Raw genomic sequence first — 21,384 nt, forward strand, 5'->3', positions numbered from 1 at the left:
GCCATGTCGCCGGCCAGCGCGCCCCCCTGGATGCCGGAGCTCTGCCGCCTGCCGCGGGTTGCGGCGATGCTCGGCCTGGCCGAGCTGGTGGTGGTGGTGCTGGCCCTGGCACCCGATGGCAGTCGTCATTGGACCTTCGGCGAACTGCTGTCGGCCAGTGGCTTCGCGCTGTGGCTGGCGCTGGCGGTGACCGCAAGCCTGTGCCTGCTGCGGCAGGCGCTGTCGAGCCTGCCGCAGATGCTGGGCGCGGTCACGGCGATTGCGCTGGCGGCGCTGATCGCGGTGGTCTGCGCCGGCATCGTGCATGCGCTGTACGCGGTGCTGGGTGACAGCTTCGCGCGCGGCATCAGCTTCTGGCGTTTCACCCTGGGCAGCGCGGCGACCACCGCGCTGATCACCGCCCTGGCGCTGCGCTATTTCTATGTGAGCGACCGTTGGGCGGCGCAGGTGCAGGCCAATGCACGCGCGCAGGCCGATGCACTGCAGGCGCGGATCCGACCGCATTTCCTGTTCAACAGCATGAACCTGATCGCCAGCCTGCTGCATCGCGACCCGGCGGTGGCCGAGCGCGCAGTGCTGGATCTGTCCGACCTGTTCCGCGCGGCACTGGGGGCGGGCGAGGGCGATTCCACGTTGCGCGACGAATGCGAACTGGCCGAGCGCTATCTCTCCATCGAATCGCTGCGCCTGGGCGACCGCCTGCAGGTGCGCTGGCAGCGTGATGAGCCACTGCCGTGGGATCAGCCCTTGCCGCGCCTGGTGCTGCAGCCGCTGGTCGAAAATGCCGTGCTGCATGGCATCTCGCGCCTGCCTGAGGGCGGCACCATCGAGCTGCAGCTGGCCTGCGAAGGCAACGAACTGCAGATCCGTGTGCGCAATCCGGCGCCCGACCCGCAAGCGCCCGGGCTGGCCCTGGCGCGCGGCGCCGGCCACGCCCAGCACAGCATCGGCCATCGGCTGGCCTGGCGCTTCGGCAGCGCCGCGCGGATGACGGCTGGCTGGAGCGAGGGCTACTATGCCTGCCAGGTGACAGTGCCGATCCAGTGAGGGAACGATCGTGAGGGTAGTCATCGCCGATGACGAACCGCTGGCGCGCGAGCGCCTGCGCAGCCTGCTGGCGGCGCAGGAGGGCGTGGATGTGGTGGCCGAAGCCGGCAACGGCGAACAGGCCTTGCACGCGTGCGCGGAACTGCAGCCGGACCTGGTCCTGCTGGACATCGCGATGCCCGGACTGGACGGGTTGGAGGCAGCGCGTCATCTGGCCAGTTTCGAGCCGCGGCCGGCCGTTGTGTTCTGCACCGCCTACGATGCACACGCGCTGTCGGCCTTCGAGGCGGCGGCCATCGACTATCTGATGAAGCCGGTCCGCGCCGAGCGGCTGGCCGCGGCGATCGCGCGTGCGCGCACCTTCCTGGCCGGCCGTGACGGCCAGCCGCATGACAACAGCGGGCAGCAGGCGCGCAGCATGCTGTGCGCGCGCCTGCGTGGCAGCCTGCGGCTGATTCCGCTGGACGACATCCACTATCTGCAGGCCGAAGAGAAGTACGTGGTGGTGCACCATGCGCGCGGCGAGGATCTGATCGAGGAATCGTTGAAGTCGCTGGAAGAGGAATTCGCCAGCCGTTTCATCCGCATCCATCGCAACTGCCTGGTGGCGCGGCATGAGCTGGTCGAACTGCGTCGGGGCACTGGCGGGCAGGTGCAGGCGGTGCTGCGGCATGGCAAGCAACCGTTGGAAGTCAGCCGCCGCTGCGTGGCGACGCTGAAGCAGGAACTGCGGCATCTGTGAGTGTTCCGCGCGGCCTGCGGCCGCGACTGCTTGCGAGCAACGTCGAAAGCAACAGCAACAGCAACAGCCGGTTGGTCGGCTCTGTGTTGTTGCGTGCTGGGCAAGGCGGGATGGGCGGGCGGGACACGCCGTAAACCCCGCTCCGCGGTCCGGCCCAGCCGCTGGCGGCTGGGCGTTCGGGCGCTTGCGAAGCAGTGCTTCGCAAGCAAAGCGCCCTCACCCTTGGGGGCTCGATGGCGCCATCCATGGCGCCAACGGTCCCGCCCGCCCATCCCGCCTTGCCCTCGCGAACTTCCCGGTGACGGACGGCAAGAGCATTGGTGTTATCGGGTGGGAAAGAGGGGTCAGATCCCTTTTCCTGCGGAAAAGGGATCTGACCCCGGAAGCCGCCGGCTGTTGCTTTTGCTTCTGCTTTTTTCTTTTGATCTTCCGTGGCTGGCGCACACGGAAACTGTCAGAGGCCGGGCGGGGTGGGTTCGCGGGGGTGTCCGCGGCATGGATGCCGCGGCCAAGCCTCCACGGACGGATTCACGGCGTCCCCCGCGAACCCACCCCGCCCGGCCAAGCCCAGCTGCTGCTCCAAGCCACGAGGGGCTCCGCCGTTGGCCGTATCCGCGCCGGAGGCGCGATAATGTGCCGATGGAAACCGTCCGCATCGCCACCCGCAAGAGCCCGCTCGCCCTCTGGCAGAGCGAACACGTCGCCGATCGCCTGCGCCAGGCCCACCCTGGCCTGCATGTGGAACTGGTACCGATGAGCACCCGTGGTGACGAAGTGCTGGACCGCTCGCTGGCGGCCATCGGCGGCAAAGGGCTGTTCCTGAAAGAGCTGGAGCTGGCCATGCTGCGTGGAGAGGCCGATTGTGCCGTCCACTCGCTGAAGGACGTGCCGATGGAGCTGGACGCGCCGTTCGCGCTGCCGGCGATGCTCACCCGCCACGACCCTGCCGACGGCTTTGTCTCCAACCTCTACGCCTCGCTGGACGCGCTGCCGATCGGTGCGCGGGTCGGCACCTCGTCACTGCGCCGCCAGGCCCAGCTGCGCGCGCTGCGACCGGACCTGGAACTGCTGGACCTGCGCGGCAACGTCAACACCCGCCTGGCCAAGCTCGACAACGGCGGCTACGACGCCATCGTGCTGGCGGTGGCCGGGCTGGAGCGGCTCGGCCTGGGCAATCGCATCGTCGCGCGCCTGCAGCCGCCGCAGTGGCTGCCGGCCCCGGCGCAGGGAGCGGTGGCGGTGGAGTGTGATGGTGGCAATGCGCGCCTGATGGCGCTGTTCGCCGGCCTGGACGATGCGGCTACGCGTGCCTGCGTCGAGGCGGAGCGGGCCATGAACCGCGCGCTGCATGGCAGCTGTCATGTCCCGGTGGCGGCGATCGCGCAGTGGCAGGGCCAGGACCTGCACCTGCAGGGGCTGGTGGGCAGTGCCAGCGATGGCCGCGCGGTGCGTGCCGAGGCAGTGGGCCCGGCCAGCGACCCGGAAGCGCTGGGACAGCAGGTGGCGAGAATGCTGCTGGATGCAGGCGCCGGCGTACTGCTGAACGTCTGAGCCATCAGGTAGTGCCGGCCGCTGGCCGGCAACCTCATGATCCCGATTGAATGCGGTTGCCGGCCAGCGGCCAGTCACCACCGAAAGAAAACGGGCGCCCTGGCGCCCGTTCTGCTTATTTGAACTTGTAGACCACGTTCATGGTGGTCAGCGTATCGGTCTTGCGCTTGTCCTCGGCCACGTCGCTGTTGTAACGCGCCTGCCAGCCGGCCTTCAGCGCCAGGTGCTCGTTCATGCTCACCGACACGCCGAAGTCGTTCTGGCCGAAGGTGTTGTACGAACCGGACTCGACCAGCAGGGTGTTGACCAGGTCGGTGTTGTCGGTCAGCGAGTACTTCAGGTCGAACAGGCCGCGACCGATCATGCCGGTGCGGGTGCGGTCGTCCTCGGTGCTGTGGGTGCGGCGCACACCGGGGCCGAGCTGGGCATCGAAGGAGAAACGCTCGGTGTTCCACAGACGAGTGCCGTAACCCAGACCGAACGAGCTCTGGCGGTCGTAGGTGGCGAAATCATCGCGTTCGGTACGCACCGTCGCGGTCAGCTGGCGGTGCTCGCCCAGCTGCAGCGCGCTGCCGGCGCTGCCGGTATAGCGGTTGGCGGTGGTGTTGTTGCGGCGGGTGGTGGTGCCGTCGTCGTTGGTCTCGGTCACCTTGGAGCTGGAGCGCAGGCCGAATAGGTCCATGCTGTGCACCCAGTCGCCGTCGGTGTAGCGCAGGCGCAGGCGGCCGTTGAAGCTTTCGGTGCTGCTGTTGCCGCGCGCCGAGGCAAAGCCGAGCTCGCCGCCGCTGCCGCTCCACGGCGAAGACATCGCCGCCAGTTCGGAGGCATCCTGCGCGTACGCCAGCGGCGCGCACAGCAGCAGGGGGATCAGCAGGGACACGCGCAGGGACATCGAGGCTTCTCCGAAGCGGTTGACAGCCGGTGATGATACTGGAAGCGTGATGGCGGTCCGAATCGATCCAAAACCCGCTTCAGCAGGCGTTGCCGCGATCGCCCATTCAGGGCAGATCGACGCGCAGTGCCGGGTCGTTGAAGCGCGAATACCGCAGCCGCAGCTGGAAGCTGCGGCCATTGCTGCTGCCACTGCGTACCAGTTGCCGCGGCAGGCCCTGCGCATCCAGCCAGTATTCCAGGCGTTCGCCGGGCTGCGCGCCGCGCAGCCGGTAGTGGCGGGTCTGCACCCCATCCAGCAGCTGGTCGCCGAGGTCTTCGGCCTGCAGGTCGGCGGGCAGGGCGTTGGCCGGCAGTGGATTGCGCCACTGTTCGAGCAGGCCTGCCGGGGCCGGTACCTGGCGGATGGCGCCATCGGCCTGCAGGAACAGGGTATCGCCGATGATCGTCTGCGCACCGGCCGGGGTCTGCACCCGGAAGCGGTCGGGGGCGACGAAGTCCATCGAACTGCGCACCGGCTGCGGCGCACCCAGCAGCTCCAGCTCGGCATGGAAGCTGCGCAGGGCGGCAAATCGCTGGCTGGCGGCCAGCACCGCCTGGGCCGGGTCGGCGGCCGGGACCACGCCGGCGGAGGACGCCGGGGGCGGAGCTCCGTTGCAGGCGGTCAGCAGCAGACAGGCCAGCAGGGGCAGGGCAGGCAACCGGCGCATCGGGGCTTCCATGGGGGCGGGGGCGCCCACGATAGCCCAAACGTCCCACACAAGACCCGCGACTCGGACATAATCGGGGGCATGGACCGATACGAACGCATCACCGCCCTGCATCGTCTGCTCAAGTCCGCGCGCTATCCGGTGACGGTGGCGACCCTGCAGGACAAGCTCGGTTGTTCCCGCGCCACTGTCTACCGCGACCTGGCCTTCCTGCGCGATGCGCTGATGGCGCCGATCGAGGGCGACGGTGAGGCCGGCTTCCGCTACCACGCCGACGAGAGCGACCGCTTCGAGCTGCCGGGCCTGTGGCTCAGCTCGGAAGAGCTGCACGCCCTGCTGGCCTCGCAGCACCTGCTGGCGCGTACCGGCGGCGGGGTGCTGTCGTCGGTGCTGGCACCGTTGCAGCAGCGCATCGAGAGCCTGCTGGCGGCGCAGGCGGGGGTGTCCAGCTGGCCGGTGGACCGGGTGCGGGTGATCCCGCATCGTGGCCGCAAGTTCGATGAAGGCAGCTTCCGCAGCGTGGCCTCGGCCGTGCTGGAACGCCGCCAGCTGGCGTTCGAGTACCGCGCCCGTTCCACCGACGAGCCGACCAAGCGCACCGTATCGCCGCAGCGCCTGACCCACTACCGCGACAACTGGTACCTGGACGCCTGGGACCACGACCGCGAAGCCCTGCGCAGCTTCGCCGTGGACCGCATCCACAAGGCGCGGGTGATCGACAGCACCGCCCGCGATGTGGCCGACAGCGAGCTGGACGAGCAGCTGGGCGCCAGCTACGGCATCTTCTCCGGTGCCCCGAAGGGCTGGGCGACCATCCTGTTCAGCGCCAAGGCCGCGCGCTGGGTGGCCGACGAGCACTGGCACTCCAAGCAGCAGGGCCGCTTCCTGGCCGATGGCCGCTATGAGCTGAAGGTGCCCTACAGCGTCTCGCGCGAACTGCTGATGGACGTGCTGCACTATGGCTCGGACGCCGAGATCGTCGAGCCGATGATGCTGCGCGAGCAGGCCAAGGCGCTGCTTGAGCTGGCCCTGAGCAACTACGAAAACGCCTGACCCTCCCCCCGAGAGACCCATTGCCCCCATGAAGAAGACCCTGTTGCTGCCCCTGCTCGCTGCTGCGCTGGCCCTGACCGCCTGCGGCAAGTCCGGTGAGCCCTCGCAGAAGCTGGTGGTGGCCGCCACGGCCGTACCGCATGCCGAGATCCTGGAAGTGGTCAAGCCGATCCTCAAGCAGGAAGGCGTGGACCTGGATGTGCGCGTGTTCAATGACTACGTGCAGCCCAACGACCAGCTGGTGCAGAAGCAGGTGGACGTGAACTACTTCCAGACCGAGCCGTACCTGGACGCCTACAACCGCGACCGCAAGACCGATCTGGTCAAGGTGATCGGCGTGCACATCGAACCGTTCGGTGCGTACTCGCGCAAGATCAAGTCGCTGGCCGAGCTGCGCGAAGGCGCCGACGTGGTGATCCCCAACGACCCGAGCAACAACAGCCGCGCGCTGATCCTGCTGCACAAGGCAGGGGTGATCGAGCTGAAGGACCCGACCAATGCGTTGGCTACCCAGCGCGACATCATCGCCAACCCGAAGAACCTGAAGTTCCGCGAGCTGGACTCGGCGATGCTGCCGCGCGTGCTGGACCAGGTCGACCTGGCCCTGATCAACACCAACTACGCGCTGGATGCCGGCCTCAACCCGACCAAGGACGCACTGGCGATCGAGAGCAAGGATTCGCCGTACGTGAACTTCCTGGTCGCGCGCCCGGACAACAAGGACGACGCCCGCGTGCAGAAGCTGGCCAAGGCACTGACCAGCCCGCAGGTGAAGACCTTCATCGAGACCAAGTACAAGGGCGCGGTGCTGCCGGCGTTCTGATCGCGGCTGATCTGTTGATCTGAATGGTGGGTGTCGACCTTGGTCGACACTGCCTTCCCTGTAGAGCCGAGCCCACGCTCGGCTCTGCTGTTTTCGGCGTTCCACCAACGGCAGCCGAGCATGGCTCGGCTCTACAGAGTCAACCCAGGTGCCGCAGCAGGACGGGGTGGTGCGGTTTCAATCGACGTGGAAGGCGAGGGTGGCGGCCACGGCCTGCTGCCAACCGGCATACAGCTTTTCGCGCCGGGCCACCTCCATCTGGGGTTCGAAGCGCCGGTCCAGGCCCCACTGCGCGGCGATCTGTTCGCGGCTGGTCCAGAACCCCACCGCCAGCCCGGCCAGATACGCCGCGCCCAGTGCGGTGGTTTCGGTCAGCCGTGGCCGCAGCAGCGGCACACCGAGAATGTCGGCCTGGAAGCCGGCCAGGAAGTCGTTGCCGATCGCACCGCCGTCAGCGCGCAGTTCGGTCAGCGCGATGCCGGCATCGGACTGCATCGCATCGAGCACATCGCGGGTCTGGTACGCCATCGACTCCAGCGCCGCGCGCACGAAGTGCGCCTTGCGGGTGCCGCGGGTCAGGCCGAACATCGCGCCACGCACGTCGCTGCGCCAGTAAGGCGCACCCAGGCCAACGAAGGCCGGGACCAGATAGGCCCCGCCGCTGTCGGGAACCTGCGCGGCCAGCGCCTGGCTGTCGCCGGCCCGCTCGATCATGCGCAACCCGTCGCGCAGCCATTGCACCACCGAGCCGGCGATGAAGATCGAGCCTTCCAGCGCGTACTCCACGCGCCCATCCAGGCCCCAGGCGATGGTGGTCAACAGGCCATTGCGCGAACGCACCGCCTGCGTGCCGGTGTGCATCAGCATGAAGCAACCGGTGCCGTAGGTGTTCTTGACCATGCCCGGCTGGAAGCAGGCCTGGCCGAACAGCGCCGCCTGCTGGTCACCGGCGATGCCGGCGATCGGGATCGGATGGTCGAAGAAGAACTGCGGCCGGGTGTGCGCATACACTGCACTGGAATCGCGCACCTGCGGCAGCATCGCGCGCGGGATGTCCAGCAGCGCCAGCAGGTCGTCGTCCCAGTCCAGCGTGTGGATGTTGAACAGCAGGGTGCGCGCGGCATTGCTGTAGTCGGTCACGTGCGCCTGGCCGCCACTGAGGTTCCACACCAGCCAGCTGTCGATGGTGCCGAACAGCAGTTCGCCACGCTCGGCGCGCTGCTGGGCGCCGTCTACGTGGTCGAGGATCCAGCGCACCTTGGTCGCGGAGAAATAGGCGTCGATCAGCAGGCCGGTGCGCTCGCGGATCAGTGCCTCATGCCCTTCGGACTTAAGCCGCTCACAGATCGCGTGGCTCTGCCGCGACTGCCAGACGATGGCGTTGTGGATCGGCTGGCCGGTGGCACGGTCCCAGACCACGGTGGTTTCGCGCTGGTTGGTGATGCCCAGCGCGGCAATGTGGCGTGGGTCGATCTGCCCGCGGCTGAGCAGTTCGGTCAGCGTGGCGTACACGCTGGTGAGGATCTCGCGCGGGTCGTGCTCGACCCAGCCGGGTTGCGGGAAGATCTGCGCGAACTCGCGCTGCGCGCTGCCGACGATGTCGCCGGCCCGATCGAACAGGATCGCGCGCGAACTGGTGGTGCCCTGGTCGATGGCCAGCACGTAGCGGGGCGTCATGGGGCGTCTCCGGTAGAACGGTCAGGGTAACTTACCTTTCTCTCTGTAGAGTCGAGCTTGCTCGACTGCTTTGCACAACAGTCGAGCAAGCTCGACTCTACGATGCGCGTTGCATCCACGCCTGCAGCCGTGCCACCTGTGCCGCATCCAGGCGCAGGCCGAGCTTGCTGCGTCGCCACAGCACATCCTCGGCGCTCTGCGCCCACTCGTGGTCGCGCAGGAAGGCGACCTCGCGTGCATGCAGCCCGCCGGCAAAGTCTTCGCCAAGATCGTCGATGCCCTTCGCGCCGAGCAGCAGCCCGGCACTGCGGCTGCCGTAGGCGTCGGCCCAGCGCCGCGCGATATCGGCGGGCAACCAGGGGGCAAGCTCCCGCAGGTGCGCGCGTGCCTGTGCGGCGTCGCCCCAGTCACTGCCGGGCAGCGGGTCTCCGGCAGCGGTCCAGGCCTGCCCCATCTGTGGCAGGGCAGGGCGCAGCAGGTCCATCGCCTCTTCGGCCAGTACCCGGTAGGTGGTCAGCTTGCCGCCCAGCACATGCAGCGCCGGTGCCGGGGCCACCTGCAGCTGCAGGCGATAATCGCGGCTCAGCTTCGCCGCGCGCGGGCCCGGGTCGGCCAGCAATGGGCGCACGCCGGCAAATTCCCAGACCACCTCATCCGGCACGACCGGTTCACGCAGGTAGCGACTGGCCGCCTCGCACAGGTACGCCACTTCAGTTGGCAGCACGCTGCAGCGCGCGGGGTCGCCACGATAGTCGGTGTCGGTGGTGCCGATCAGCAGGTGATCGTGGGCGAACGGGAGCAGGAACACCACGCGGCCGTCGGGTTGCTGCAGCAGGCAGGCGCTGTCATCGGGCCAGCGCCGGCGCAGCACGATGTGGCTGCCCTGTACCAGCCGCAGCGCGGGGCCACCGCTGCGCGCCTGCATCCGTTCCAGCAGGCCGCCCGCCCATGGGCCGGCCGCATTGACCACCGCGCGGGCGCTTACATGCGGCTGCCGGCCATCGGCCGTTTCCAGCCGCGCCTGCCATCGGCCCTGTTCGGCGTGCAGATCCACGCAGCGGCAGTGCACCTGCACCCGTGCGCCCCGCTGTGCGGCATCCAGTGCATTGAGCAGCACCAGCCGCGCATCATCCACCTGCGCATCGGCGTAGCTGAAGGCCTGTCGCAGCGTCGGCGAGAGCCACGTGCCGAGCGGGTCATGCCGCAGGTCCAGTGCGTGGGAGGCGGGGAAGGCGGCGCTGCGCCGGCCCAGGTGGTCATACAGCCACAGCCCCGCGCGCAGCATCCAGCGTGGACGCAGGTGGGGTTCCCACGGCAGTACGAAGCGCAGGGGTCGAACCAGGAAAGGGGCCTGGCGCCGGACCACCTCGCGCTCGCCCAGTGCCTTGCGCACCAGGCCGAACTCGCCCTGTTCCAGATAGCGCAGACCGCCGTGGATCAGCTTGCTGCTGGCGCTGGAGGTGTGCGCGGCCAGGTCGTGCTGTTCGCACAGCAGCACGCGCAGGCCGCGGCCGCTGGCATCACGGGCGATGCCGGCGCCGTTGATGCCGCCACCGATCACCAGCAGGTCGACTTCGTCCATCGCGCCTCCGTGTCCTGTGTGTGCGTAGAGTCGAGCTTGCTCGACTGCCGTGCCGATCGATAGTCGAGCAAGCTCGACTCTACAAAAGAGCAGTCGAGCAAGCTCGACTCTACAGAACGCGGGTGACGGAAACGACGACGGGCCCCGCAGGGCCCGTCGCGTTACATCAATGAAGCAGGTGCAGCGTGGATCAGAAGCGGGCGCCGATGCCGAAGCCGACGGTCCACGGATCCATCTTGGCTTCGCCGATCTTCTCGCCGCCGACCTTGATGTCCGGGCGGGCGCGCATGTAGCGGGCGTCGGCACGGGCGAACCAGGTGGAGTTGATGTTCATGTCGACGCCGACGGTGCCGATCACGCCCTTGGCATCCTTGAAGCGGATGTCGGTGTCAGCGCCGTTGCCCAGCTTCTCGTTGCTGAAGCTCGACTGGTAGTAGCCCACGCCCACGAACGGACGGAACACGTTGTCAGCCTGGCCGAAGTGGTACTGGCCGCTCAGCGCGATCGGCTGCTGCTCGACCGAGCCCAGGCGGGCGTTGTTCGGGCCCTTGAACTTGTTGTCGAACTTGTCGGCCGCGCCCCACAGCTCAACGGCCCAGTTGTCGTTGATGTAGTAGCTGAAGCTGACGGTCGGCGCCGGGCCGCCATCGGTCTTCTTCACGCCGGTGATCGGATCGTTCTTCGGTTCCAGCAGCGAGATGCCGCCAACCACGGCAAAATGCTTGCCCGAGGCGGTGTCGGCAGAGCTGCTGTCCTGGGCGAAGGCGGCCGGTGCGAAGGCAGCGGAGGTCAGCAGGGCGAGACTCAGGATACGGATGGAGCGCATGGGGGTATCTCCTAATGCTTCTTGTTTTGGGCCCCCGGTTGCGGGGCGAGCACACCGTAGTCGCCTCAACATGAATCGAATCCGACGCGCGTTAAAAAATGGTTTTCCTCGTTCAGCGAAGGGTGCGAAAAGCCTGTTTTCATGGGCATTTCCGCGTGCGGTGACATTCATGCAGTTGGAGAAGATGTGAGCGCGGCGATGCTGTGCATCGGCCTGCACGCGCAGGTGAACGCGGACTGTCGCGTGTTGCTGCTCGGTTCGATGCCGGGTGTGGCGTCGTTGCAGGAGCAGCGTTACTACGCCCACCCGCGCAATCGCTTCTGGCCGATCGTGGCCGACCTCTGCGGGTTCGCTGCGGATCTGGACTATGCGCAACGATTGCAGGCAGCGAAGACCGCCGGCATTGGCCTGTGGGATGTGATCGGCCGCTGCGAACGACGCGGCAGCCTGGATGCGGGCATCGTGCGTGGCACGGAAGTCCCCAATGCGTTGCCGGAACTGATCGCGCAGCTGCCTGAGCTGAAGCTGATCGGCTGCAACGGCGGTGCCGCGCTGCAGGCGTACCAGCGCTGGGTTCTGCCTCACCTGGCGGCCCCGCCAACGCTGCTGGCACTGCCCTCCACCAGCCCGGCCAACGCGGCGTGGTCGCTGCCACGGCTGCGCCAGGCCTGGCAGCCGCTGGCCGTCGCACTGGCGACATGAAGCGGACATCCTGCCGACAATACGCTACCGACTGGTCGCAGCCGCCGCCCATGGGCAACAGCCTGTCCCGGCTGCGTGCGTACTGAAAACACCTGTAACGGTTGGCGCAGACCCCCGCTGGCCGCACAATAGACGTTTCCCTACACCAGATTGCCGGAGTTATCCCCATGGCCGAAATCAAGGAAGCACTTGTCCCCGATATCGGTGACTACAGCGATATCCCGGTAATCGAGGTGCTTGTCGCCGTCGGCGATACGGTCAAGAAGGACCAGGGTCTGGTCACGCTGGAAAGCGACAAGGCCACCATGGAAGTGCCGTCCTCGGTCGCCGGTGTGGTCAAGGAAATCAAGGTCAAGGTCGGCGACAACCTGTCCGAGGGCAAGGTCGTGGCGCTGATCCAAGTGGCCGAAGGCGAAGCCGCCAAGCCGGCTGCCGCCGCACCGGCCCCGGCCAAGGCCGCTGCCCCGGCCGCCGCCACCCAGAGCGCGCCGGCTCCGGCCGCCGCTGCCCCGGCCGCCCCGGTCGCCAGTGGCGGTGCGGTTGAAGCCCTGGTGCCGGACATCGGCGATTACACCGACATCCCGGTCATCGAGGTGCTGGTCGCCGTGGGCGACACCGTCAAGAAGGACCAGGGCCTGGTCACGCTGGAAAGCGACAAGGCCACCATGGAAGTGCCGTCTTCGGTCGCTGGCGTGGTCAAGGAACTGAAGGTCAAGGTCGGCGACACCCTGTCGCAGGGCGCCGTGGTTGCCATCATTGAAGCCGAAGGCGCCGCTGCTCCGGCCGCTGCTGCCCCGGCCCCGGTGGCAGCCGCACCGGCCGCCGCACCGGCGCCGGCCCAGGTCAGCGCCCCGGCGCCGGCTGCCGCTGCCCCGTCCGCAGGCGCGCCGTCCAGCCCGCCGGTGCAGTTCAACGCCGATGGCGTGCTGCCGGCCAAGGTGCCCTATGCCACCCCGGCCGTGCGCGTGTTCGCCCGCGAACTGGGCGTGGACCTGCTGCAGATCAACGGCACCGAGAAGGGCGGCCGCATCACCAAGGGTGACGTGCAGAAGTTCGTCAAGGCCGCGCTCAGCGGTGGCGTGCCGGCTGCCGGCGGTGCCGCCGCTGCTGCCGGCGGTGGCCTGAACCTGCTGCCGTGGCCGAAGGTCGACTTCAGCAAGTTCGGCGAGACCGAAGTGCAGCCGCTGTCGCGCATCAAGAAGATCTCCGGCGCGAACCTGGCCCGCAACTGGGCGATGATCCCGCACGTCACCCAGTTCGAGCAGGCCGACATCACCGACCTGGAAGGCCTGCGCGTGGCGCTGAACAAGGAGAACGAGAAGGCCGGCATCAAGCTGACCATGCTCGCCTTCCTGATCAAGGCCAGCGCCGCGGCACTGAAGAAGTTCCCGGAATTCAACGCCTCGCTCGATGCCAGCGGTGAAAACCTGACCCTGAAGAAGTACTTCCACATCGGTTTCGCTGCCGATACGCCGAACGGCCTGGTCGTGCCGGTGATCCGCGACGTGGACAAGAAGGGTGTGGTGCAGATCGCCCAGGAAACCGGCGAACTGGCCAAGAAGGCGCGCGACGGCAAGCTGGGCCCGGCCGACATGAGCGGTGGCTGCTTCTCGATCAGCTCGCTGGGCGGCATCGGTGGCACCGCGTTCACCCCGATCGTCAATGCACCGGAAGTGGCCATCCTGGGCGTGTCCAAGTCCTCCATCCAGCCGGTCTGGAATGGCAAGGAATTCGCGCCGAAGCTGATGCTGCCGCTGTCGCTGAGCTACGACCACCGCGTCATCGATGGCGCCCTGGCCGCACGCTTCACCACGTACCTGTCGCAGGTGCTGGCCGACATGCGCCGCGTGCTGCTGTAAGGCACCGCTTCGCCCCCACCGTGCGGCCGCTGCCCCTGGCGCGGCCGCGTGAACAGATGCAGTGACAGCCCGTCGGCGATGCCGGCCGGGCACAAGGAAAACCACCATGGCCACGATTGAAGTCAAGGTTCCCGACATCGGCGATTACAGCGATGTGCCGGTGATCGAAGTGTTGGTCGCCGTCGGCGACACGGTGAAGAAGGATCAGGGTCTGGTGACCCTGGAATCGGACAAGGCCACCCTGGAAGTGCCGTCGTCGGCCGCCGGCGTGGTCAAGGAAATCAAGGTCAAGCTGGGCGACACGCTGTCCGAAGGCGCCGTGGTCGTTGTGCTGGACGCCGAAGGCGCCGCCGAAGCCCCGGCCAAGGCCGCTGCGCCGGCCCCGGCAGCGGCCGCCCCGGCCAGCAAGCCGCCGGTGACCCCGTCGCACCGTGCCCCGGCCGAGCCGGCCGCGCCGAAGCCGGCGCTGTCCAGCGGCAAGCCGGCCGACATCGAATGCGAAATGGTCGTGCTGGGCTCGGGCCCGGGCGGCTACACCGCCGCCTTCCGCGCCGCCGACGTCGGCCTGGATACGGTGCTGGTCGAGCGCTACGCTAGCCTCGGCGGCGTCTGCCTCAACGTGGGCTGCATTCCGTCCAAGGCCCTGCTGCACGCCGCGGCGGTCATCGACGAAGTGGCCCATGCCGGTGATTTCGGCGTCGAGTTCGGCAAGCCGACCATCACCCTGGACAAGCTGCGCCAATACAAGGAAAAGGTCGTCAACCAGCTGACCAAGGGCCTGGCCGGCATGGCCAAGCAGCGCAAGGTCCGCAGCGTGCAGGGCGTGGGCAAGTTCGTTTCCGCCAACGAGCTGGAAATCACCGCCGCTGACGGCAGCACCCAGCTGCTGCGCTTCCAGAAGTGCATCATCGCCGCCGGTTCGCAGGCGGTGAAGCTGCCGAACTTCCCGTGGGACGACAAGCGCGTGATGGATTCCACCGACGCGCTGGAGCTGGCCGAAGTGCCGGGCTCGCTGCTGGTCGTCGGCGGCGGCATCATCGGCCTGGAAATGGCCACCGTGTATGGCGCGCTGGGCAGCAAGGTCACCGTGGTCGAGTTCATGGACCAGCTGATGCCGGGCGCCGACAAGGACCTGGTCAAGCCGCTGGCCGACCGCCTGAAGAAGCAGGGCATTGAAGTGCACCTGAAGACCAAGGCCTCGGGCGTCACCGCCGATGCCAAGGGCATCACGGTCACCTTCGAGGCCGCCGAGGAAGGCCAGGCGCCGGCGTTGGCGCAGGGCACCTTCGACCGCGTGCTGGTGGCCGTGGGCCGCTCGCCGAACGGCAAGAAGATCGATGCCGAGAAGGCCGGCGTGCAGGTCACCGACCGCGGCTTCATTCCGGTCGACCGGCAGATGCGCACCAACGTGCCGCACATCTTTGCCATCGGCGACATCGTGGGTAATCCGATGCTGGCCCACAAGGCCACGCACGAGGGCAAGCTGGCCGCTGAAGTGGCTGCCGGGCACAAGAAGGAATGGGTGGCCCGGGTGATTCCGTCGGTGGCTTACACCAACCCGGAAATCGCCTGGGTGGGCGTGACCGAGACCGAAGCCAAGGCCAAGGGCCTGAAGGTCGGCGTGGCCAAGTTCCCGTGGGCCGCCAGCGGCCGTGCGATCGGCATCGGCCGTACCGAAGGCTTCACCAAGCTGATCTTCGACGAAGAGACCCACCGCATCATCGGTGGTGCCATCGTCGGCGTGCATGCCGGTGACCTGCTGGCCGAGATCGGCCTGGCCATTGAAATGGGTGCCGAAGCCGAAGACATCGGCCACACCATCCATGCGCACCCGACGTTGAGCGAATCGGTGGCGATGGCCTCGGAAATCTACGACGGCACGATCACCGATCTGTACATGCCGAAGAAGAAGTAAGGCGCCCGCGCGATGGAGTCGAAAAACCCGGCGAAAGCCGGGTTTTTTGCGCGTAGCGTCGGCGGGGTAGATTCGACTGGGTAGAGTCGACTGTTAGTCGACTGCTCTCCCATCAGCTCGCGACAACCCCGCGCTGCGCGCGATAGTCGACGGGGTAGAGTCGACTGTCAGTCGACTGTTCTCCCTTCAGGTCGCGACAACCTCGCGCTGCGCGCGATAGTCGACTAACAGTCGACTCTACCCAGTCGACTCTACCCAGCCGGCTCTACTCAGAGCTCCGCGTCGCAAACAAAAAACGCGGCCCCCGATGTTCCGGAGGCCGCGCCAGGAGAGAGAGCGTGTGGAAGGAGCGGGGGATCAGAACACGAAGCTGACGCCCGCCACCGGGCCCTTGAATTCCTGCTTCAGGCCGATGGTGCCGTCGCTGCCCTTCTTGTCCGCATCGAGCTTGAACCAGTCGTAGCCGGCGAACACACCGAAGTTCTTGGTGAAGCGGTAATCGACGATCGCGTTGGCGCGGCTCAGGTCGCCCTTGTAGTCGTCGAAGCTGCCCCAACGGGTGTTCAGGTACTGGCCCTGCAGGGTGATCATCCACTTTTCCGACGGGGTGAAGCTCAGCCGCGCGCCGACCACCGGCGCCACGCCGTCGGTCTTCTCGTTGAGGAACTGGCCCTCATACACGGTGCCCAGATCGGCGTAGGCCTTGCTGCTGACCTTGGCGTACTCGGCACCCAGCTGCAGGCCGAGGTCGAAGGTATCGGTGTCCACCACCGAGTAGTCATAGACCAGGCTGGCCACCTGGTACTTCAGCTCGCCCTTGACGAAGCTGCCGGACGGCACGTTGACATCACCGAAGGAGATGTCCTGGCCCAGGGTCTCGCGGCGGTCCTTGTCGTACTTGAAGTAGTTGAACAGCAGGCGCTGGCGGTTGCTGATGCGGAACATGCCGTCGATGCGCGGTTCCCACTCCTTGCCACCCAGCTTGAAGTCCTCGGAGAAGCCGATGTCCTGGCCGGCGACGTTGGTCTTGCCGCGGATCGTGTTGTCCGAGTCGATGTTCATCGCACCCAGGCGCAGGGCGAAGCGGTCATCGCCTTCGGCGGCGTGGGCGGCATTGGCGAACGAAGCGCCGGCGGCGAGCAGGGAGAGGGCGAGCAGGGTGGGTACGGGGCGCATCGAAGAGTCCTTGCAGGGGTTCATCAGAATGAAAACCACTGTGCCGGACGCCGGCGTCCACCATCCGTGAACGTATGGTCCACGTCATGTGGACGGTTCAGCGCTGTCGCCACGATGCAAAAAGATGGCCCCGGAGCCGGGCTTCGGGGCCATCGTGGGACCTGCGGGGCGGAGCGTCGACGAGGTTGCTGCAGGCAGGTCGCAAGATCGGACCGACGGCCGCAGCAAAAGTTCCGCCGCCTGCGACCAAAGTTCAATATTGCACCGCAACATGACACGGACGTCATTGTCCCCGGGGCGGAACGCAAAAATGTAACCGTTACCGCAACTTGCGGCCTTCCGGGATGAACAGGGAGCGGTTGTCTCGCAAATTGTCCCATTGCTATAATTTGGCGGCTCGATGAGGCCCCCCTGCTGTAGCCGCCTCAGCCATCCACTTGCAACCACGCGGGACGTCCTGTGCTGAACTCCGTTGATGCGGGTCGGCGACTGATGCTGCGCGCCGCGGTCTACCCGCTGGCCGCGGTCGCTGTCCTGGCCCTGGCCTTCCTGCTGGTGGGTCCGAAATATGCCCTCGGCGCGCTGGCGTCCGGTGTGGCCATTTCGGCCGGCGGCTGGGTTGCGGCACGAATGGCGCTCAGTGGTGGGGCGGTGGCGGCGGGTTCGGCGATGGCGCGGCTGATCGTCGCGATCGTGGCCAAGTGGGTGGTCGTTTTCGGCGTCCTGCTGGTGGGGTTCCTGGTCTTCAAGCTGCCTGCATTGGCGCTGTTGGCCGGTATCGCCGTCGGCCTGATGTTCCAGGTCCTGGCCATGGCCAGGCGTTGACAAAAATTCAAATAACTAAGGTTCCGGACACATGGCGGGCGAGGCTCTAACCCCTACCAGCTACATCCAGCATCACCTGCAGAACCTGACCGCTCCGGTCGGCAAGGGCGAGGGGATGTTCTGGCATATCCACGTCGATACCTTCCTCACCGCGGTCCTGATGGGCCTGGTGATCGTGGTTGCCTTCTGGCTGGGCACCCGCAAGGCCACCGCCGGCGTGCCGGGCAAGTGGCAGGCGTTCGTGGAAATCTGCCTGGAGTTCGTCGACCGCCAGGCCAAGGACACCTACCACGGCAAGAGCAAGCTGGTCACGCCGATCGCCATCACCATCTTCTTCTGGATTCTGCTGATGAATCTGCTGAAGATGATCCCGGCCGATTTCATCGCCAAGCCGCTGGAAATGGCCGGTATCCACTACTGGAAGCCGGTGCCGACCGCTGACGTCAACGCCACCCTGGGCATGGCCTTCAGCGTGTTCTTCCTGATGCTGTTCTTCGCCCTGCGTGCGAAGGGCCTGGGCGGTTTCATCAAGGAATTCCTGACGGCGCCGTTCGGCAAGTGGATGATGCCGTTCAACCTGATCCTCAACATCGTCGAGTGGCTGAGCAAGCCGATCTCGCTGGCGATGCGACTGTTCGGCAACATGTTCGGCGGCGAAATCGTGTTCCTGCTGATCTGGGTGCTGGGTGGTGCCGGTTTCTTCGGTGCCATTGCCGGTGGTGCGTTCGGCCTTGGCTGGATGCTGTTCCACCTGCTGGTGATCCCGCTGCAGGCCTTCATCTTCATGATGCTGTCGATCGTGTACCTGAGCCTGTCGGAAGACGCTCACTAACGTTTCAAGCTTCAACGCGTTTCAACCTTCATCCGTTTCATCACCCTTAGCAACTTAAGTTCCTGGAGATAACCATGTACTTCGCCGTCCTGACCAACTTCGCGCAGATTCAGAGCTCCACCGCCCTTGCCGTCGGCATCATGATCGGCCTGGCCGCGCTGGGCGCCGGTCTGGGTCTGGCCATCATGGCTGGTAAGTTCCTGGAGTCGGCCGCCCGCCAGCCGGAACTGATCCCGGTCCTGCAGGTCCGCATGTTCATCACCGCCGGCCTGATCGACGCCGCGTTCATCATCTCGGTCGCCGTCGGCCTGCTGCTGGCCTTCGCCAACCCGCTGTCGGCTGCCTTCGCTGGCGCCGTCACCAAGGCTCTGGCCGGCTGATACAGCGGTTTGAGACGACCGGGTGCTGATGCACCCGGTTTCGGATGAAGGCCGGATGCGCCGCTACGGCGGCGCGTCCACCCCGAAACCAGCGATCGAGCTAACCATGAATATCAATTTCACCCTTCTCGCGCAGGCGCTCGCCTTCGCTGGTCTGATCTGGATCATCGCGACCAAGATCTGGCCGCCGCTGATGAACGCGATCGAAGAGCGCCAGCAGAAGATTGCTGAAGGCCTCGCTGCTGCCGACCGTAGTCAGAAAGATCTGGCCCAGGCGCAGGAGAAGGTCAACGAAGCGCTGAAGGAAGCCCGCACCAAGGCCAACGAGATCATCGATCAGGCCCACGCGCGCGCCAACCAGATCGTCGATGCTGCCCGCAACGAAGCGATCACCGAAGCCACCCGTCAGAAGGAACTGGCCCAGGCTGAAATCGACGCCGCCGCCAACCGTGCCCGTGAAGATCTGCGCAAGCAGGTGTCCGCGCTGGCCGTGACCGGTGCCGAAAAGCTGCTCAAGCGCGAAATCGACGCCAACGCCCACAAGGCGCTGCTCGACGAGCTGGCCTCGGAGATCTAAGGATGAGCCAGGCCCTCACGCTTGCCCGCCCGTACGCCCGCGCCGCGTTCGCGACCGCGCGCGACGAAGGCGCGTTCGCGCCGTGGTCGGACGCCCTGGCGTTCTCCGCCCACGTCGCCGCCGACCCGCGCGTGGCGGCCCTGCTCGCCAACCCGGAGCTGGGTCGTGACGACGCCGTCGCCCTGCTGGCGCCGGTGTCCCACGGCGAGACCTACTCGCGCTTCCTGGCCATCCTGGCCGATTCGCATCGTCTGCCGCTGCTGCCGGAAATCGCCGGCATGTTCGACGCCCTGCGCGCCGAAGCCGAGCACGTGGTCAAGGCCACGGTGACCTCGGCCGCCGAACTGTCGGCCGGCGAGCTGGACGCGATCAAGGTCGCGCTGCGCAAGCGCTTCAACCGCGAGGTCGATGTGACCACCGCGGTCGATGCCTCGCTGATCGGCGGCGCCGTGATCGACGCCGGCGACGTGGTCATCGATGGTTCGCTGAAGGGCAAGCTGGCCCGTCTGCAGACCGCGCTCGCTAACTGAATTCATTTAACGTCCGGCCCCGCTGCCGGCACTAGGACTTGACGATGGCAACCACGCTCAACCCCTCCGAAATCAGCGAACTGATCAAGAACCGCATCGAGAAGGTCAAGCTGGCCGCGGAATCGCGCAACGAAGGCACCGTGACCAGCGTGTCCGACGGCATCGTGCGCATCTTCGGTCTGGCCGACGTGATGCAGGGCGAAATGATCGAACTGCCGAACAACACCTTCGCCCTGGCCCTGAACCTGGAGCGCGACTCGGTCGGCGCCGTGGTGCTGGGTGACTACGAGCACCTGCGCGAAGGCGACGTCGCCAAGACCACCGGCCGCATCCTGGAAGTGCCGGTCGGTCCGGAACTGCTGGGCCGCGTCGTGAACGCGCTGGGCGAACCGATCGACGGCAAGGGCCCGCTGGGTACCGACCTGACCGCTCCGGTGGAGCGCGTTGCTCCGGGCGTGATCTGGCGCAAGTCGGTCGACCAGCCGGTGCAGACCGGTTACAAGTCGGTCGACGCGATGATCCCGATCGGCCGTGGCCAGCGCGAGCTGATCATCGGTGACCGCCAGACCGGCAAGACCGCGATGGCCATCGATGCGGTGATCAACCAGAAGGGCACCGGCATCAAGTGCGTGTACGTTGCGATCGGCCAGAAGGCTTCGACCATCGCCAACATCGTGCGTAAGCTGGAAGAAAACGGCGCGCTGGCCCACACCGTCGTGGTGGCCGCCACCGCTTCCGAATCGGCTGCCATGCAGTACATCAGCGCCTACTCGGGCTGCACCATGGGTGAGTACTTCATGGACCGCGGCGAAGACGCGCTGATCGTGTACGACGATCTGTCCAAGCAGGCCGTGGCCTACCGCCAGATCTCGCTGCTGCTGAAGCGCCCGCCGGGCCGTGAAGCCTACCCGGGTGACGTGTTCTACCTGCACTCCCGTCTGCTCGAGCGCGCTGCCCGCGTGTCCGAGGAATACGTCGAGAAGTTCACCGAAGGCAAGGTCACCGGCAAGACCGGTTCGCTGACCGCGCTGCCGATCATCGAAACCCAGGCCGGCGACGTGTCCGCCTTCGTTCCGACCAACGTGATCTCGATCACCGACGGCCAGATCTTCCTGGAAACCGATCTGTTCAACGCCGGCATCCGCCCGGCCGTGAACGCCGGTATCTCGGTGTCGCGCGTCGGTGGCTCGGCCCAGACCAAGATCATCAAGAAGCTGTCGGGCGGCATCCGTATCTCGCTGGCCCAGTACCGTGAGCTGGCTGCGTTCGCGCAGTTCGCCTCGGACCTGGACGAAGCGACCCGCAAGCAGCTGGAGCGCGGCCAGCGCGTCACCGAGCTGATGAAGCAGAAGCAGTACGCGCCGATGTCCATCGCCAATCAGGCGCTGTCGATCTACGCCGTCAACGAGGGTTACCTCGACGACGTTCCGGTCAACAAGCTGCTGGCGTTCGAAGAAGGCCTGCACGCCCACTTCGCCAACACCCAGGGCGAGCTGGTCAGCAAGGTCAACGCCACCGGCGGTTGGGACAACGACATCGAAGCTGCCTTCAAGAAGGGCATCGCCGAGTTCAAGACCACCGGCAGCTGGTAATCGCGGTCCTGTAGAGCGGAGCCGCTGGCTCCGCTGGACCAGATGACAAACGGTTGAACAACGCGGGGCAACCGCCCCGCGCCACGGGAAACAA

20 protein-coding genes are annotated in these 21,384 nt (G+C 66.7%); 14 read left to right on the top strand and 6 right to left on the bottom strand.

Annotated elements, in window-relative coordinates:
* Positions 1–3: 3 nt before the first annotated feature.
* The 3 genes from C9412_RS12510 to hemC all read left to right on the top strand — a co-directional run bounded on the left by C9412_RS12510 (position 4) and on the right by hemC (position 3,340).
* Positions 4–1,047 carry a sensor histidine kinase gene (locus C9412_RS12510; protein WP_181358718.1) on the top strand — a complete coding sequence of 348 codons (1,044 nt, stop codon included), beginning with the start codon at positions 4–6 and terminating at the stop codon, positions 1,045–1,047.
* Between the two features lie 10 nt (positions 1,048–1,057).
* Positions 1,058–1,789: a LytTR family DNA-binding domain-containing protein gene (locus C9412_RS12515; protein ID WP_107231919.1), complete on the top strand. Its 732-nt coding sequence runs from the start codon at positions 1,058–1,060 to the stop codon at positions 1,787–1,789.
* Positions 1,790–2,428: 639 nt separating this feature from the next.
* A complete protein-coding gene (hemC, locus tag C9412_RS12520) occupies positions 2,429–3,340 on the top strand; it encodes a hydroxymethylbilane synthase (RefSeq protein ID WP_107231920.1) in 912 nt (303 codons plus the stop codon).
* A 115-nt stretch (positions 3,341–3,455) separates the two neighbouring features.
* Here hemC and C9412_RS12525 read toward each other — a convergent pair whose 3' ends face one another.
* Together C9412_RS12525 and C9412_RS12530 are read right to left on the bottom strand one after the other, a co-directional pair.
* The gene (locus C9412_RS12525) at positions 3,456–4,232 is read right to left on the bottom strand and encodes a DUF481 domain-containing protein (RefSeq protein ID WP_107231921.1); all 777 of its coding nucleotides are present in this window, start codon (positions 4,230–4,232) and stop codon (positions 3,456–3,458) included.
* 106 nt (positions 4,233–4,338) lie between these two features.
* Positions 4,339–4,941, bottom strand: coding sequence for a hypothetical protein (locus C9412_RS12530; RefSeq protein ID WP_107231922.1), 603 nt, complete (start codon positions 4,939–4,941; stop codon positions 4,339–4,341).
* An 81-nt stretch (positions 4,942–5,022) separates the two neighbouring features.
* Here C9412_RS12530 and C9412_RS12535 point away from each other — a divergent pair, with 81 nt between their 5' ends.
* Together C9412_RS12535 and C9412_RS12540 are read left to right on the top strand one after the other, a co-directional pair.
* Complete coding sequence (locus C9412_RS12535) at positions 5,023–5,994, top strand: YafY family protein (RefSeq protein WP_107231923.1); 972 nt, start codon at positions 5,023–5,025, stop codon at positions 5,992–5,994.
* Positions 5,995–6,022: 28 nt separating this feature from the next.
* Complete coding sequence (locus C9412_RS12540; RefSeq protein WP_107231924.1) at positions 6,023–6,817, top strand: MetQ/NlpA family ABC transporter substrate-binding protein; 795 nt, start codon at positions 6,023–6,025, stop codon at positions 6,815–6,817.
* A gap of 177 nt (positions 6,818–6,994) precedes the next feature.
* Here the strand turns inward: C9412_RS12540 and glpK are convergent, their stop codons facing one another.
* From glpK to C9412_RS12555, 3 genes are all read right to left on the bottom strand, one after another.
* A complete protein-coding gene (glpK, locus tag C9412_RS12545) occupies positions 6,995–8,494 on the bottom strand; it encodes a glycerol kinase GlpK (RefSeq protein ID WP_107231925.1) in 1,500 nt (499 codons plus the stop codon).
* Between the two features lie 97 nt (positions 8,495–8,591).
* Positions 8,592–10,076 carry a glycerol-3-phosphate dehydrogenase gene (glpD, locus tag C9412_RS12550; protein WP_107231926.1) on the bottom strand — a complete coding sequence of 495 codons (1,485 nt, stop codon included), beginning with the start codon at positions 10,074–10,076 and terminating at the stop codon, positions 8,592–8,594.
* Between the two features lie 190 nt (positions 10,077–10,266).
* A complete protein-coding gene (locus C9412_RS12555) occupies positions 10,267–10,902 on the bottom strand; it encodes an OmpW family outer membrane protein (RefSeq protein WP_107231927.1) in 636 nt (211 codons plus the stop codon).
* A 186-nt stretch (positions 10,903–11,088) separates the two neighbouring features.
* Here C9412_RS12555 and C9412_RS12560 point away from each other — a divergent pair, with 186 nt between their 5' ends.
* The 3 genes from C9412_RS12560 to lpdA all read left to right on the top strand — a co-directional run bounded on the left by C9412_RS12560 (position 11,089) and on the right by lpdA (position 15,378).
* Positions 11,089–11,604 carry a DNA-deoxyinosine glycosylase gene (locus C9412_RS12560; RefSeq protein WP_107231928.1) on the top strand — a complete coding sequence of 172 codons (516 nt, stop codon included), beginning with the start codon at positions 11,089–11,091 and terminating at the stop codon, positions 11,602–11,604.
* Positions 11,605–11,771: 167 nt separating this feature from the next.
* Positions 11,772–13,463, top strand: a complete 1,692-nt coding sequence (gene aceF, locus C9412_RS12565) for a dihydrolipoyllysine-residue acetyltransferase (RefSeq protein WP_107231929.1) — start codon at positions 11,772–11,774, stop codon at positions 13,461–13,463.
* A gap of 106 nt (positions 13,464–13,569) precedes the next feature.
* Positions 13,570–15,378 (top strand): dihydrolipoyl dehydrogenase, encoded by a 1,809-nt coding sequence (gene lpdA / locus C9412_RS12570; RefSeq protein WP_107231930.1) that lies wholly within the window; start codon positions 13,570–13,572, stop codon positions 15,376–15,378.
* A 357-nt stretch (positions 15,379–15,735) separates the two neighbouring features.
* Here lpdA and C9412_RS12575 read toward each other — a convergent pair whose 3' ends face one another.
* Positions 15,736–16,554, bottom strand: a complete 819-nt coding sequence (locus tag C9412_RS12575; RefSeq protein ID WP_107231931.1) for a hypothetical protein — start codon at positions 16,552–16,554, stop codon at positions 15,736–15,738.
* Between the two features lie 459 nt (positions 16,555–17,013).
* On the opposite strand from C9412_RS12575, the gene C9412_RS12580 reads away from it, so the two are divergent.
* The 6 genes from C9412_RS12580 (at position 17,014) to atpA (ending at position 21,290) form a co-directional block, all read left to right on the top strand.
* Positions 17,014–17,379: a hypothetical protein gene (locus C9412_RS12580; protein ID WP_181358707.1), complete on the top strand. Its 366-nt coding sequence runs from the start codon at positions 17,014–17,016 to the stop codon at positions 17,377–17,379.
* A 31-nt stretch (positions 17,380–17,410) separates the two neighbouring features.
* A complete protein-coding gene (gene atpB, locus C9412_RS12585) occupies positions 17,411–18,211 on the top strand; it encodes a F0F1 ATP synthase subunit A (RefSeq protein ID WP_057496519.1) in 801 nt (266 codons plus the stop codon).
* Between the two features lie 74 nt (positions 18,212–18,285).
* A complete protein-coding gene (gene atpE / locus C9412_RS12590) occupies positions 18,286–18,591 on the top strand; it encodes a F0F1 ATP synthase subunit C (protein WP_005411133.1) in 306 nt (101 codons plus the stop codon).
* Between the two features lie 106 nt (positions 18,592–18,697).
* Complete coding sequence (locus C9412_RS12595) at positions 18,698–19,168, top strand: F0F1 ATP synthase subunit B (RefSeq protein ID WP_005419512.1); 471 nt, start codon at positions 18,698–18,700, stop codon at positions 19,166–19,168.
* Between the two features lie 2 nt (positions 19,169–19,170).
* Positions 19,171–19,698: a F0F1 ATP synthase subunit delta gene (locus C9412_RS12600; RefSeq protein WP_107231932.1), complete on the top strand. Its 528-nt coding sequence runs from the start codon at positions 19,171–19,173 to the stop codon at positions 19,696–19,698.
* 44 nt (positions 19,699–19,742) lie between these two features.
* Positions 19,743–21,290 (top strand): F0F1 ATP synthase subunit alpha, encoded by a 1,548-nt coding sequence (atpA, locus tag C9412_RS12605; RefSeq protein ID WP_107231933.1) that lies wholly within the window; start codon positions 19,743–19,745, stop codon positions 21,288–21,290.
* Positions 21,291–21,384: the final 94 nt, after the last annotated feature.

This window comes from Stenotrophomonas sp. Nf1 (assembly GCF_003028475.1).
In the GTDB taxonomy this organism is placed as follows: domain Bacteria; phylum Pseudomonadota; class Gammaproteobacteria; order Xanthomonadales; family Xanthomonadaceae; genus Stenotrophomonas.